Source organism: Salidesulfovibrio onnuriiensis (assembly GCF_008001235.1).
Taxonomy (GTDB): domain Bacteria; phylum Desulfobacterota; class Desulfovibrionia; order Desulfovibrionales; family Desulfovibrionaceae; genus Pseudodesulfovibrio; species Pseudodesulfovibrio onnuriiensis.
In genome coordinates this window covers 1,006,079-1,019,701 of the sequence record NZ_CP040751.1, presented here as the reverse complement: position 1 = coordinate 1,019,701, position 13,623 = coordinate 1,006,079, and the positions used below count along the sequence as shown (strand labels likewise).

Here is a 13,623-nt window from a genome sequence, read left to right as displayed (position 1 = left end):
TGCTCATGATTCCCTGGTCATGCCCAGCAGGAGTTCCCGAAGCGCCTCCACGCCCTCCACCGTGTGCGAGGGCGCGGCCAGGGGGGTCGCCTCCTGGTCCCGGAACTGACCGGGTTGCTCCAGCAGCACGGAACTCCAGCCGAGCTTTTGTGCTCCAAGAAAGTCTTTTACTGGATTATCGCCCACATAGACAAGGGTTTCATTGAGCAGGTCCATATTGTGGGCCACGAAGTCCAGGCACAGGGAGGAAAGCTTCCACGGTTCCCGGTCGAAACGATGGGTCAGAAGCACCGCGTCAAAGAGCTCGTCCGCGCCCAGGGCGCGGGCTTTGCGCTCCTGCACCTCGCAGTCGCCGTCGGACACCAGCCCGCATTTGACGCCCCGGTCCTGGAGCTCTTCCACCAGTGCGCGAATGGATGGCAGCAAAGTGATCTCGGGCTCGTGGGTCCAATAGATCTCGCCCAGGTCCTCGGCCGTCCAGCCGCCGCCCAGTTCCGGGCGTTCGCTCAGCAGACGGCTGAACACGTCCTGCCCGCATTCCTGACCGAGCATGGTCCACAGCAGGTCGAAAATCTCCCCGTTCCTCTCTTCCGACAAGGCGCGCGCCACGGCCTGGAAGCCGCTGCGCACGTATTCCCGTTCCAGATAGACAACGTCGTCCATATCAAAAACGACACCCTTGAATCCCACGTCGCTTCCCTCGCTTACCCGTCTTTCATCGTGTCGAGCAATGCCGACAGCTCTTCCGTCGAATGCACCTCGTGGCCGGGGGCGGCCGCCTCCTCCGAGGCTTCCGCGGCGCAACGCAATTGTTCGCGCAGCCTCAGGCGCACAGTGGCCCAGCCCAGCCTGTTGGGTGCAATGAAATCCTTTTCCACGTTGTCGCCCACGTATACCAGCTCATGGCCGGAAAGGCCCAGTTCGGCCTCGAGCCTCAGGAATCCCTCCGGCGAGGGTTTCCAGCACTCCCGGCCCAGACTGTCCGTGAGCATGACCGCATCGGCAACCTGATAGACGCCCAGGGCCACGGCCTTGGCCTGCTGGGATGCCAGCGGCCCGTCCGAGAGGACTCCTATCTTGATATTTAGGCCCCGTAAAGTCGCAAGGAGCTCCCCGATGCCCGGCAGGAAGGAAACAGAAGGGGTGTGATTGCGGTAGACGCTCACCAGTGTAGGTATGTCGAACGCCCCGGCCACCGTGGGAAACCGGTCCATCAAACGATTGAAGGTGTCACCCCGGACACCTTCCTCGAACATGGCCCACAGGGCCCCGAACACTTCTTCCGCATCGGCCGCGTCACGCACGTGGTCGGCCACGGCCCGAAAGCCGCTCTTCACATAGTCACGCTCCAGGCAGAGCGTGTCGTCCATGTCGAAGACAACGCCCCTTACCGCCACTTGGGCTCCTCTGTAAACACCTCGCAGTAGTAGCGGGTCATGGACAGACCCACCTTGTACTCGCCCAGCCGGGGCGCGACCTTTTCGCCGCGCAGCAGGTTCACCAGCCATTCGGGATAGGAACCGCCCGCGGCCCTGCCCAGGGGGTAGCCGCCGCCGAAACGGGGATTGATCTCGAAAAGCACGAAGCCTTCCGAGGTGAGGAACGCCTGCAAACACATGGGGCCCATGCCGCCCATGCGGCCGATGATCTCCAACAGGCCCTCCAGCCATTCGTTCAGGCCCGGCTCAGAAATGGTCACGCCCTGCACGGATTCACCGCCCACGGTCTTGATGCGGATGCGCGGCACGTAATGCAGGGGCTTGCCGTCGAAATCCAGGAAGGCGTCGATGGTGATCTCGCGGCCCTGGATACGCTCCTGCACGATGGCGTTGGGCACGCGGCCCATGATGGCCTTGAGGCCCTTCCGGTCTGTGGCGTAGGTATGCACGCTGGCGCTGCCGTCGCGCGGCTTCACGAACAGGTTGTCCGGCAGTTCGGCAATGGCCTCGTCGTCCAGGTCCTCGGGCAGCCAGGACTTGGGCGTGCGCACGCCCAGCCGGTCGAAGAAGGTGAAGGTGTTCCACTTGTCGCGGCAGGCGCTGATGAGCTCGGGCTCGGAAATGAGCAGCCGACAGCCGCGCGAAATGAACCGCTCGGCATTTTCGGCAAAGACCTGCAGCTCGGTATCGATTGTGGGCACCACCAGTTTGATGCCCTGCTCGGTCACGTAGTCCAGCAAAAAGGTAATGTACTGGTCCGAGAGCACGGGCGGCAGCTTCACGGCTTCATCCGCCAGGTACAGGGACGGGGCCAGGGGGTCCATGTCGCCCGCAAAGACCTTGCAGCCGCCGGGGTTGGAAACTTCCTTGAAGGCCTTGACCAGTGAGGTGCGGCGTCCCGCCGAGGTAATGAGTACGTGCATGCTGTTACGCTCCGAGAGATTGTTTCACTGCCTGGATGACATCGGCCGCGTCTTGGTCCGTGAGCTTGGCCGAGAGCGGCAGGCTCAGGGTCTGGCGACCGATGCGGGTGGCCACCGGAGTCTCCTCCGGCTTCCAGCCGTAATTCTGCTGATAATACGGGTGTTCGGGAATGCTCAGGTAGTGCACGCCCACCCCGATGTTTTCCTTTGTCATGCGCTCCAGGAACCGGTCCCGGCTCACGCCGCATTCCGCCTCGTCCACCAGGATGGTGTACAGGTGGCGGGCATGGCGGGTGTCCGGCTCCTCCGGAGCCGGGATGCCGATGGGCAGGTCCGCGAAGGCCTCGTCATACATACCCCAGATTTCCCGGCGGCGCACCAGGCACTCCTCCACCCGCTTCAGCTGGTGGATGCCGATGGCGGCCTGGATGTCCATCATGTTGTACTTGAATCCGGCCTCCACGACCATGTAATGCTTGTAGCCCTCGTCGCTGAACCGCTTCCAGGCGTCCGCGCTCATGCCGTGCAGGCCCAGCACCTTGATGCGCTGGATGTCCTGCTCGCTGCGGGTGACGACCATGCCGCCCTCGCCCGTGACCACGTTCTTGGTCACGTAAAAGCTGAAGCAGCCGAAATCGCCGAAGGTCCCGGCGTGCCGGCCCTTGTAGCGGGTCTCGATGGCGTGGGCGCAGTCCTCCACCACCCGGAGGTCGTACTCCCGGGCCAGGGCCATGATGGCGTCCATGTCGCAGGCGCGGCCCGCGTAGTGCACGGGCAGGATGGCCCGGGTGCGCTCCGTGATCTTTGCCCGGATGCACTCGGGATCGATATTGCCGGTGACCGGGTCCACATCCGCCAGCACCGGGGTGGCCCCGGCGTGGATGATGGCGTTGACCGAGGCGCAGAAGGTCAGCGGCGTGGTGATGACCTCGTCGCCGGGCTTGAGATTGAGCGCCACCAGGCTCAGGTGCAGGGCCGCGGTGCAGGAATTGAAGGCGGCGGCGTGTATGGCCCCGGTATAGGCGGCGAAATGGCTCTCGAACCGGGCCACCTTGGGGCCGGTGCCGAGCCAGCCGCTCTTCATGCTGGCCACGACTTCGTCGATCTCCTCCTGCCCGACGAGCGGGGAGCCGAAGACAAGAAAATTATCTTTTGACCGAACAGGCATGTTCGTTTCTCCTTATAATACGTGGGTACGGAGTAACAGAATACGCTCCGCCCCACAATGAATCTAGATGATAATCAGGGGTTTTCCCGGTTCGGCGGGAACGGCGCGGCCGATGTGCGCGACCAGGTCCCCGGCCGCCTCCAGCATGGCCCGGGCCTGGTCGAGCCTGTCGCCCGGCACGGCCAGGATCAGGCCGCCCGAGGTCTGGGCGTCGAAGACCAGGTCGAATCGGATGGGATCGCAATGTTCGGAGGCCCGGGTCTTGGGCCGGTAGTGGTTGCGGTTGCAGAGGCTGCCTCCCGGCAACATGCCCATGCCCGCCAGCTCCACGGCCTCGGGGATGAACGGCACGGCCTCCAGGCGAAGCTCAATGGACACCTTGCTGGCCTCGGCCAGCTCGATGGCGTGGCCGCCCAGGCCGAATCCGGTCACGTCCGTGGCGCCCTTGAGGCCCAGCTCCCGGATGACCTTGCCGCCCGTCTTGTTCAGGCGCGAGGCCCACTTGTACAAAATTTCCTCCAGCTCATCGCAGCCTTCCCATTCGGCCTTCACCGCCGTGGCCAGCACGCCCGTACCCACGGGCTTGGTCAGCAGCAGTTCGTCGCCGGGCCGCACGCCCCGGTTGGAGGCGAACCCGTCCGGGTCCACGACCCCGGAAACGGCCAGCCCGTACTTGAGCTCCTCGTCCTCCACGCTGTGTCCGCCAGCCAGAACGGCGCCGGACTCGGTGATCTTGTCTTGGCCGCCCTGAAGCACCTTGGCCAGCACTTCACCGGGCATGGACTTGATGGGAAAGCAGACAATATTCATGGCCGACCAAGGCTCACCGCCCATGGCATAGACATCGGACAAGGCATTGGCCGCAGCCACCTGTCCGAAGCGGTAGGGATCATTGACGATGGGCGTAAAGAAGTCCACGGTCTGCACCAGCGCCTTCCCCGCAGGGAAGTGCAGGATGACCGCATCCTCATTGTCGCCGCCCATACCGGCGATGATCCTGTCACTGTGAAGAGCTCCCAACCCGGAGAGCGCCTGCTCCAGTTCACCCGGAGCAATCTTGGCGGCTCAACCGGCTGCCTTCACGGTGTCCACAAGCCTGAGCTTGGCCATTGCTTTCCTCCTTTGAAGCGATGGGGCAACCTAACAAAATGGGCTTTGCAACGTAAAGTTAATATGCAAGCTGCCGATATGAACAGGTGAAGGATTGAAAAACATGATCATCCAGGCGAGCCATCTGAACTTCAACTACATGCAGAAAGTGCAGGAACAGCAGGACGGGAAGACCTCCGCCCTGGGTTTCGGCGCGAGCGCGGGTCTGGCCAAACAAAAGGCCAAGACCGAGGTGGCTCCCCAGCTCTCCACCGTCCCCAAGGCCGAAAAGCAGGACTCCCAGATCCAGGACCGCGTGGACGTGTTCGGCGACCTCATGGGCCGCTACCTCCAGGGATTCCAGCAACCCGCCGACGACGGGCAGGAAGGCGAATCCAAGGATCCCACCGCTCTGGTTTCCTCGCTCAAGGACACGGTTCGCTGGGTCGAGGATCAGTACGGCAAGGACGCGGCCACCGCCGCCATGGGCATGATCGTGCAGTCCGCCTCCCGGGGACAGTCCGAGGAGGCCATCGGCGACGGACTCCTGAACGTGCTCAAGATGGTGGACCGCAACTTCGGCATTGCCGCGGGCGACGCGGCCATCGCCAAGTTCAACTCCGGGGTCAACAAGGATCTCAACGCCTTCTTCGACAACGGATCCCAGGAAGTCTTTTTCGCTGCAGAGTCCTCCTCCACAGTGGGCGAAGCCGCCTCCCTGACCAGCCGGGTGCTCACCCAGGCCCAGCAGGCCGTGGAAACCGACAAGGAAGAGGTCGACCCCACCAAAGAACTGCTGGACGCGCTCATCAACGACATCATGGAAGAGGGCGGCATTCCCTCGGCCAAGGAGGAGCTTGACGAGGCCGCCAAGCAACAGGGCATGCAGCAGGCCATGGCCGCATACACCTCCATGCCCGCGCCCGACGCACAGCTCCTGAGCATGTCCATCTGATCCTTTCCGGAAAACAAGATCCCCACCCTGCTTCCCGCACGGTGGGGCTTTTTTTGTTTTCGCTGCCTCCGGGGGCCAATGGGAAGAATCCCCATTGGTCTCTGACTCATGCGTGCGAATCGTTGACGTACGGTATCGGAATCCAACGATATCCCGTAGCGGCCTTGGCCACATGACCTATGCCCGGGAAAGAAATGTGAGCGCCGGCGACCAGGTATCCCTCTTCCGAGGCCTCCGCAAAGGCCTTCCGGCGTTGTTCGACGGCCCCGTCCGGATCAATGTCATATTCGATGGCCAGCTCCGGACTGGGGAACTGGACCTCGCCCACATGGACGGTGTCGCCGAAAAACACCAGCTTTTCCCCTCGGCTCTCCAAGGCAAAAAAGGTGTGCCCCGGCGTATGTCCAGGCGCATTGATGGACGATATCCCGGGAAGAACCATGTTCCCTCCCTTGAAACGGGAGACCTTACCGGCGGAAACATAGGGGGCCAGCGCCTTGTCCGCCTGGACAAAGGACCATTTGCGTTTGTCCGTCGCCTTGTCCTGGTTGACGGGGGAAAGCCAGAAATCGGCCTCCACGTCGTTGACATGCACGGTGGCATTGGGAAAGACCCGCTTGCCGCCTGCGGTCAGTCCGCCGGAATGGTCCGCATGGATATGGGTAAGCAGAATGTCCGTGATCTGTTCCGCGGCAAACCCGGCGGATTCGAGGCTGGTCGGCAACTTGTCGAGCGTAGGACCGAGCAGCTGTCCGGTCCCGGCATCGACAAGGATACGCCGCTCACCCATAAGAATGAGGAATGAGTTGACCGAAGTCACTCGTGGTGTCGGTGCATGAGATTCCTCAAGCAATTTTTCCACCTGTCCAGGCTGGCCGTTGAGAATCCGTCCATTGGAATTCAGGGTCCCGTCGGACAGCGCCGCCACATCGTATTCGCCGATTTTCAGCCAATAGTATCCGGCCTGCTTATGGCCGGTGTACGCTCGGGCAGACTGGTCGGCCTGCGCCTTTCCCGCCCAAATGGCGGTATTCGCAACTGCGGCGGAAGCCACTGCCGCCTGCTTGATGAAACTTCGTCTGTTCATGCCGGTTCCTCTCTGTGGAAATGAAGCTGCCGCCGCAGGCAGCGATGCGTAGGCTATATGCCATCCTTGTTCACCACCGAACAAAAGGGTATGCATTGACTCCCCACTTCGGACAGGGATGCAAACCGCATTGTTCGTTTGTTCGGTTTATATGAACTAATTGATGCCATGTCAATGGCCGCCCCATACGCTTGTCGTGGGGGAATGATTCCGGCCACGGAAGGAACACACTCATGAGGCCACTTACCCATCCTGCGATAGAAGACGTGACGGTCACAGGGCTCCTTCATGCCCTGTCCGACCCCATCCGGGTTCAGATATTCAAAGAAATCATGGGATCCGATTCCCCGAGGATGTGTTCCGAATTTCTCAACACGCTGGGGCGCACCATACCGAAAGCGACTTTATCACAGCATTTCAAGGTACTGCGCGAGGCAGGCCTCATCCGAAGCGAGCGAATAGGCGTCAAGGTCCAAAGCACCGCGCGGCACGAGGAACTCGAACCGAGATTCGGCCAGATGATAGCTTCCATTCTGGCCGCCTATTCAGCGGAATTCGATACATAAGAAAACTCCCCACCCTGCTTTCCGCACGGTGGGCTTTCTTATGTGATGCTGTCCGCATCCGTAAGACTTGAAGCCTCGCCTCCGGCGGGCAAAGGGGATAATCCCCTTTGCAAACCCTGGTTGTGTTTTGGTTTGCTCAGAGCAAATCAAAACGGCCCGCCGAAGCGGGCCGTGGATAAAATTTCTTATGTGAGAATATCGTGGCTAACATAGGAAATTAGTATTGTGTCCCTAGATTTACAAGGAGCACTACCAGCGCAATGATAAATGGGTGGATTGCCATATAGGGACAAAAACGAGGGGAGAGAAAAAATGCGAGTTTTGATGAATTTTCGTGTTTTGCTTTTCGTGCTGCTGTTGCTTGCCTTTGTTGGGTGTAAGCAAGGAGGCAATGATCCTTTAGGAAATGGGTTCTCTGATGACTTCACGGTTGATGGAACTTCTTTTGCCGAGCTACTCAAAGACGCCAAAAAAGGTAATGTAGATGCCCAATATTATGTTGGGAAAATGTATTACAATGGATTTGGGACTTCGCAGGATACTGAAAAGGCTTTGTTTTGGTATAAAAAGTCTGCAGAGGGTGATAATATAGAATCAATGAATGATCTTGGAGTTATTTATTCAAAGGACATTGATTGTATTGATTGTGAAAAGTCATTATATTGGCTGAATAGAGCTATTAAGTTAGGGAGCGATAGCTCAGCCGCAATATTATCTGGAATGTATATGGCTGGCGTTTGTGTTGAAAAAGATATTTCTAAAGCTGAATATATTAATTCAAATTATCTTAGAAGCGATATTTCTAAAAAAGTGTATGAAGCAAATAAATATTTTTGGGTTGCTGAATATAGAGATTATGAGAAAGCTATAAGTATCGCAACAAACTCATTTGAAGAAGCAGTTTCAACTTTTGGATATATGCTCGGTGTGGCGTATAAAAATGGATATGGTGTCGATGTTGATTATTCAAAATCGCATTACTATTATTTGCGTTCTGCTTTAACTGGTAACACATCATCGCAGTATAATGTTGGGGTTAACTATTATACCGGAGAAGGTGTTAAGATTGATAAAAAAGTTGCTTTAAAATGGGTTAGAATGGCAGCACATAAAAATCATGCTAAGGCTTTGTTGTTGTTGGGATATTTTTATGAGCTTGGAGATTGTGTGGCTCAAAATTATAATGCTGCTATAGAATACTATAAAAAAGCTGCAAGTCTTGGTGATGCACAAGCAATTAAAAAATTGAATGTGTTAGCCAAATAGGTCTGTTGGGAGTACGATATGGGAAGCAATGGCAGTAGCAGTAGTAATGGCAAAAAAAATAATGTTCCTAAAGAAAAGCAAAGCTCATGGACCACTCCAAGAGAGGCTTTAAGTATTGATCCTAATGATTTTGCGTTAGATCCTGATAAAATGTGCGAAGCAGACAAGCTTCGTATGAGTACTTGGAAAAGTAAGTCTTACCCGGGTGGATATGAGCCTGGTAGTATGCCCGGAATGGTGAATAATCGTTCCGTTAGCTGGGAAGGTACGGGGTATGGAAATGTCGAAAATCTGGGAAAATCTGGAAATCTGGGGACACAATACCTATTTTTGACCACCCGACACTTGAATTAGAGGTACACCATACCTATTTTGCCATAGGGGACACCTTTGGAAAGGTGTCCCCATTAAATTTCGTAACCAATACGTGAGAAGCCCTTTTTTTTGAAGCATGCCAAAGATATACCGCCCCGACCCCGCTTTGCGGGGTCGGGGCGGTTTTTTAGCTCGGATTCCCAAGGGCTCGCCCTTGGGCGGGGTGCAGGGGCAGCGCCCCTGTGTCTTGAGGGGATACCTTTCCAAAGGCGTTCCCCTAATCACAACATCCCCATTCACATCGGCAGGCGTATCTACCTGACGATGGTGCCCAGGCGGCTCCAGCGAATATCCGTGAACGACCTCCACGACCAGTGGATGATGAGCGCCTTGCCCACGATCTGGCTGCGGTCCACGAAGCCCCAGAAGCGGGAATCGTGCGAACCGTCGCGGTTGTCGCCCATGACGAAGTACTTGCCCTCGGGCACGGTGAGCTTGGGCATGTTGTCGCGCTTGGCCAGGTTGTTGGTGCCGTTGAAGTAGGCGTCGAACATGTTCGGGGTCAGGGTTTCGGGCATCTGGTCGGGATGCGGGTAAATCATGGAATCCTTGTAGTGCACGTAGGGTTCCTCTTGCAGCTCGCCGTTGACGTAAAGCTTCTTCTCGCGGATCTCGATGGTGTCGCCGGGCAGGCCGATCACGCGTTTGATGTAGTCCACCGAGGGATCCTGCGGGTACTTGAAGACAATGACGTCGCGGCGCTCGGGATCGGAGATCGGGATGATGATCTTGTCCGTGAACGGCAGCTTCACGCCATAGAGGAACTTGCTCACCAGCAGATGGTCGCCGATCTGCAGGGTCTCCAGCATGGAGCCGGACGGAATCTTGAAGGCCTGGACCACGAAGGTGCGGATGAACAGGGCCAGGATCAGGGCCACAATGAGAATTTCAAAGGAATCGCGAACGGATTTTACCAGGTCTCTACTCATGGGATGTCCTCAAATGGTTCGGGGGAGCGCACTCCCCCGTCAGAATACAAATTAATCTTCGTCGGCCTTGAGCACGGACAGGAAGGCCTCCTGCGGAATCTCCACGTTGCCCATGCGGCGCATGCGCTTTTTGCCTTCCTTCTGCTTTTCCAGAAGCTTGCGCTTGCGGGAGATGTCGCCGCCGTAGCACTTGGCGGTCACGTCCTTGCGGAAGGGCGCGTTGCGCTCCTTGGCGATAATCTTGCTGCCGATGGCGGCCTGGATGACCACCTCGAAAAGCTGGCGCGGAATGGAACGCTTGAGGCGCAGGGCGATGGCCCTTCCCTGGCGCGCGGAATTCTCGCGGTGCACGATGCAGGAGAAGGCGTCCACCGGGTCCCCGTTGATGAGGATGTCCAGCTTGACCATGTCCGCCTCGCGGTAGTCGATGATCTCGTAATCCAGGGAGGCGTAACCCTTGGTGCTGGACTTGAGCTTGTCGAAGAAGTCGTACATGACCTCGGCAAAGGGAATCTCATAGGTGATCATCACGCGGGTGGGCGTGATGTAGCCCATGTTCTTCTGGATGCCCCGCTTTTCCTCGCACAGGGCCAGCACCGGCCCCACGAATTCGTTGGGAACATGGATGTCCATGCGCACGAACGGCTCGTGGATCTTGTCGATCTTGGTGGGATCGGGCATCTTGCTGGGGTTGTCGATCACCAGGTTCTTCCCGTCCACGGTGTCCACCTTGTAGACCACGGACGGCGCGGTGGTGATCAGCTTGGCCCCGAATTCACGTTCCAGGCGTTCCTGGATGATCTCGATATGCAGCAGGCCCAGGAAGCCGCACCGGAAACCAAAGCCGAGCGCCTGGGAGACCTCGGGCTCGAAGGTGAAGGCCGCGTCGTTGAGCTGGAGCTTTTCCAGGGCGGCCTTGAGGGTCTCGTACTCGGCGGGTTCGATGGGATACAGGCCGGCAAAGACCATGGGCTTGACCGGCTTGAAGCCCGGGAAGGGATCTGCGGTGGGCCGCTCCACGTGGGTGATGGTATCGCCCACGGGCGCATCGCCCAGTTCCTTCATGCTGGCGCACAGGAACCCGACCTCGCCCGGTCCCATTTCCTTGATGTCCACGGGCTCGGGCATGAATGCGCCCAGCCGGGTGACGTCAAAATCCTTGCCCGTGGAGAAGATGCGGATATCGTCGCCCTTGCGCAGCCTGCCCTCCAGAATGCGGAACAGCACCACCACGCCCTGGTAGGAATCGTACCAGGAGTCGAAGATGAGAGCCTTGAGCGGCGCGTCCGGGTCGCCCTTGGGGGCGGGCAGTTGCTCCACGATGGCGTCGAGCACGCGCTCCACATTGAGGCCGGTCTTGGCCGAAACATGCAGGGAATCCGAGCAGTCCAGGCCGATGACCTCCTCGATCTCGGCGGAGATGGCCTCGGGGTCGGCGCTGGGCAGGTCGATCTTGTTCAGTACCGGGATGACCTCGAGGTCGTTGTCCAGGGCCAGGTACACGTTGGCCAGGGTCTGGGCCTCCACGCCCTGGGTGGCGTCCACCACCAGCAGCGCGCCTTCGCAGGCGGCCAGGGAACGGGAGACTTCGTAGCTGAAGTCCACGTGGCCCGGCGTGTCGATGAGGTTGAGCACGTATTCCTCGCCGTTCGCGGCCTTGTAGGGAATGCGCACGGTCTGGGCCTTGATGGTGATGCCGCGCTCGCGCTCCAGCTCCATCTTGTCCAGGTACTGGTCCTTTTTCTCGCGGTCCGAGACCATGCCCGTTATCTCGAGGATACGGTCGGCCAGGGTGGACTTACCATGGTCGATATGAGCGATGATGCTGAAATTTCGTATATTTTTCGTGTTCATTTTTTAGCTCGGTTGAATTGCGCTGTGCACATGAAACGGCGTGAGACGCAGACGCAAAAAGACCCCCGCCGCAACTGATCACAGCGAGGTGTGTGAAAGCCTTTACGGCATTTGCCCGCAGGAGTCCACTATAATGGGATCACATGCTGTTGATCAGAACATTGCCGCCGCTGGTGCGCAGCTTGCCGCCGTGCATGGCGGCATAGGCCTTGAGATCCTTGTCGATCTTGCGGGTGGCCATGGGAATGAGCTGGCCCCAGGTGGTGCGCCGGACCGGGGTTTCGAGCCGCGCGCCGCCTACCAGCCGTATATGGATCTCGAACAAAACCTGGGTGCCGGGCTTGAGCTCGGCATAGCTGTCGTCCTTGGAGACGCTGATCTCCACCCGTTCCAGGGCCTCCTCATATTTGCCAATGAACGAGGAGATCTGCTTGAGTTGCTCGTTGCTGAACTCGGTGCTCTTGACCTGGCCCACGAAATGAAGCTTGCTGGACATCTTGGGCCCGAACAGCCCGCCCTCGCCGTTGTCCTCGAACAGGTCCAGGGTAAAGAAGAAGGCCACGCCGCCCAGTGCGATGACCACCAGGGCGATGTTGCGGATGATGTGAATTGTCTTGGTTTTCTGCCGTGCGGTGTTCATGAACCCTCCCTTCTCGCGAATACCGACGCGCCTGCATACCACAGGATGCGCAAAAGCCAAAATCGCAAACGCGCGTCTAGCCTTCGCCCTTGAGGGCCCGGATGGGATCCAGGCCGGCGGCATGGCGGGCGGGCTTGAGCCCAAAGACGATCCCCACGGCCAGGGCGCTGGCCAGGGACAGGCCGAAGGCCTTCCAGGAAAAGCTGATGACCAGGATATCCAGCCGGCTGAGGAACTGCCCCAGGCCGTAGCCCATGGCCAGGCCCAGCACCCCGCCCAGCAGGGTCAGGAGCGAGGCCTCCATGAGGAACTGGAGCATAATGGAGGAGCGGTGCGCGCCCATGGCCCGCTTGAGCCCGATCTCCTCGCTGCGCTCGGAAACGCTGATGGTGAACAGGTTGGCCAGCACAAACCCGCCCACGAGCATGGCGATGGTGGCCGTGACACCCAGGAAGATCGTCAGCCCGCCCTTGAACACGGAAAGGAACTTGAGCACCTCGTCCGCCGTGAGGATGGTGAAATCGTCGTCCTCCTCGGGCTTGAGCTGGTGCAGGTGCCGCAGCAGGGAACGGAGATTTTCCACGTGGGCGTCCATGTACCGGGGTTCGTAGAACTTGACCCGCAGGGCCCGGAAATACTTGCGGTCCATGTTGAAGCGGCTGGTGAGGGTGGACAGGGGGATGATGATGCGGTTGTCCAGGTCGCCGCCCCCGCCGGAAATGCCCCGGTTCGAGAGCCGACCCACCACCTGGAAGGGAATGCCGTTGATGTAGATGACCTTGCCCACCGGGGAGCTCTGGCCGAAAAGCTCGCTGGAGGGCTTGTCGCCGATCAGGGCCACGCGCGCCCCGGTCCGCTCGTCCTCGGGCCGGATATCGCGGCCCTCGGCCAGGGGCCAGTTCCAGACCTCGGCATAGTTTTCCGTGGCTCCGACAATGAGCACGTTCTGGTAGTTCTTTTCCCGGTGCTTGACGGTCTGGCCGTGCTGGGCGCGCATGGGAACCACCAGGTAGGCCCCGGGCAGGGACTGGCGGATGCGCACGGCGTCCTCCTGGCTGAGGGTCAGGGTGCGCATGCCCACCGCGCGCTTCTTGAAGTTGCCGCCCAGCACAAAGGCCGCGTCCGGGCCGAACATTTCCACGATCTCCATGGCCTTGCGGTTGGCCCCGTCCACGGACATGACGATGAGCGACAGGGAGGCGATGCCCAGGGCCACGCCCAGCACCACAAAGAACGACCTGAGCTTGTAGGCCCAGACCGCCTCGAAGGCCATGCCCTGAATACGTGCAAGAAGCGTAATCATTTTGAATACTAAACGATTAAACGTTTTCT

General features: G+C 58.9%; 14 protein-coding genes. 4 read left to right on the top strand and 10 right to left on the bottom strand.

Annotated elements, in window-relative coordinates; translation table 11 throughout:
• Positions 1-3: 3 nt before the first annotated feature.
• The 5 genes from FGL65_RS04735 to selD all read right to left on the bottom strand — a co-directional run bounded on the left by FGL65_RS04735 (position 4) and on the right by selD (position 4,640).
• On the bottom strand, positions 4-690 hold the full coding sequence (locus FGL65_RS04735) for an HAD family hydrolase (protein ID WP_147819906.1): 687 nt from the start codon (positions 688-690) through the stop codon (positions 4-6).
• A gap of 14 nt (positions 691-704) precedes the next feature.
• Entirely contained in the window at positions 705-1,397 is a 693-nt protein-coding gene (locus tag FGL65_RS04730; RefSeq protein ID WP_187170541.1) for an HAD family hydrolase, read from the bottom strand.
• A complete protein-coding gene (locus tag FGL65_RS04725; RefSeq protein WP_147819904.1) occupies positions 1,388-2,362 on the bottom strand; it encodes an ATP-grasp domain-containing protein in 975 nt (324 codons plus the stop codon). The genes FGL65_RS04730 and FGL65_RS04725 overlap by 10 nt, the downstream gene beginning before the upstream one ends.
• Positions 2,363-2,366: 4 nt before the next feature.
• Positions 2,367-3,530: a DegT/DnrJ/EryC1/StrS family aminotransferase gene (locus FGL65_RS04720; RefSeq protein ID WP_147819903.1), complete on the bottom strand. Its 1,164-nt coding sequence runs from the start codon at positions 3,528-3,530 to the stop codon at positions 2,367-2,369.
• Positions 3,531-3,593: 63 nt separating this feature from the next.
• A complete protein-coding gene (selD, locus tag FGL65_RS04715; RefSeq protein WP_147819902.1) occupies positions 3,594-4,640 on the bottom strand; it encodes a selenide, water dikinase SelD in 1,047 nt (348 codons plus the stop codon).
• Between the two features lie 103 nt (positions 4,641-4,743).
• On the opposite strand from selD, the gene FGL65_RS04710 reads away from it, so the two are divergent.
• Positions 4,744-5,574 (top strand): hypothetical protein, encoded by an 831-nt coding sequence (locus FGL65_RS04710; protein WP_147819901.1) that lies wholly within the window; start codon positions 4,744-4,746, stop codon positions 5,572-5,574.
• Between the two features lie 106 nt (positions 5,575-5,680).
• Here FGL65_RS04710 and FGL65_RS04705 read toward each other — a convergent pair whose 3' ends face one another.
• Positions 5,681-6,757 (bottom strand): MBL fold metallo-hydrolase, encoded by a 1,077-nt coding sequence (locus tag FGL65_RS04705; protein ID WP_147819900.1) that lies wholly within the window; start codon positions 6,755-6,757, stop codon positions 5,681-5,683.
• Positions 6,758-6,894: 137 nt separating this feature from the next.
• Here FGL65_RS04705 and FGL65_RS04700 point away from each other — a divergent pair, with 137 nt between their 5' ends.
• The 3 genes from FGL65_RS04700 (at position 6,895) to FGL65_RS04690 (ending at position 8,847) form a co-directional block, all read left to right on the top strand.
• Positions 6,895-7,227: an ArsR/SmtB family transcription factor gene (locus FGL65_RS04700; RefSeq protein WP_147819899.1), complete on the top strand. Its 333-nt coding sequence runs from the start codon at positions 6,895-6,897 to the stop codon at positions 7,225-7,227.
• Positions 7,228-7,539: 312 nt separating this feature from the next.
• Complete coding sequence (locus tag FGL65_RS04695; protein ID WP_187170540.1) at positions 7,540-8,493, top strand: tetratricopeptide repeat protein; 954 nt, start codon at positions 7,540-7,542, stop codon at positions 8,491-8,493.
• Positions 8,494-8,511: 18 nt separating this feature from the next.
• Positions 8,512-8,847 carry a hypothetical protein gene (locus FGL65_RS04690; protein WP_147819897.1) on the top strand — a complete coding sequence of 112 codons (336 nt, stop codon included), beginning with the start codon at positions 8,512-8,514 and terminating at the stop codon, positions 8,845-8,847.
• Positions 8,848-9,122: 275 nt separating this feature from the next.
• Here the strand turns inward: FGL65_RS04690 and lepB are convergent, their stop codons facing one another.
• The 4 genes from lepB to FGL65_RS04670 form a co-directional block, all read right to left on the bottom strand.
• A complete protein-coding gene (gene lepB, locus FGL65_RS04685; protein WP_147819896.1) occupies positions 9,123-9,797 on the bottom strand; it encodes a signal peptidase I in 675 nt (224 codons plus the stop codon).
• A 51-nt stretch (positions 9,798-9,848) separates the two neighbouring features.
• Positions 9,849-11,651, bottom strand: coding sequence for a translation elongation factor 4 (lepA, locus tag FGL65_RS04680; protein WP_147819895.1), 1,803 nt, complete (start codon positions 11,649-11,651; stop codon positions 9,849-9,851).
• 139 nt (positions 11,652-11,790) lie between these two features.
• Positions 11,791-12,291, bottom strand: coding sequence for a hypothetical protein (locus FGL65_RS04675; RefSeq protein ID WP_147819894.1), 501 nt, complete (start codon positions 12,289-12,291; stop codon positions 11,791-11,793).
• Positions 12,292-12,367: 76 nt separating this feature from the next.
• Positions 12,368-13,594 (bottom strand): ABC transporter permease, encoded by a 1,227-nt coding sequence (locus tag FGL65_RS04670; protein ID WP_147819893.1) that lies wholly within the window; start codon positions 13,592-13,594, stop codon positions 12,368-12,370.
• Positions 13,595-13,623: the final 29 nt, after the last annotated feature.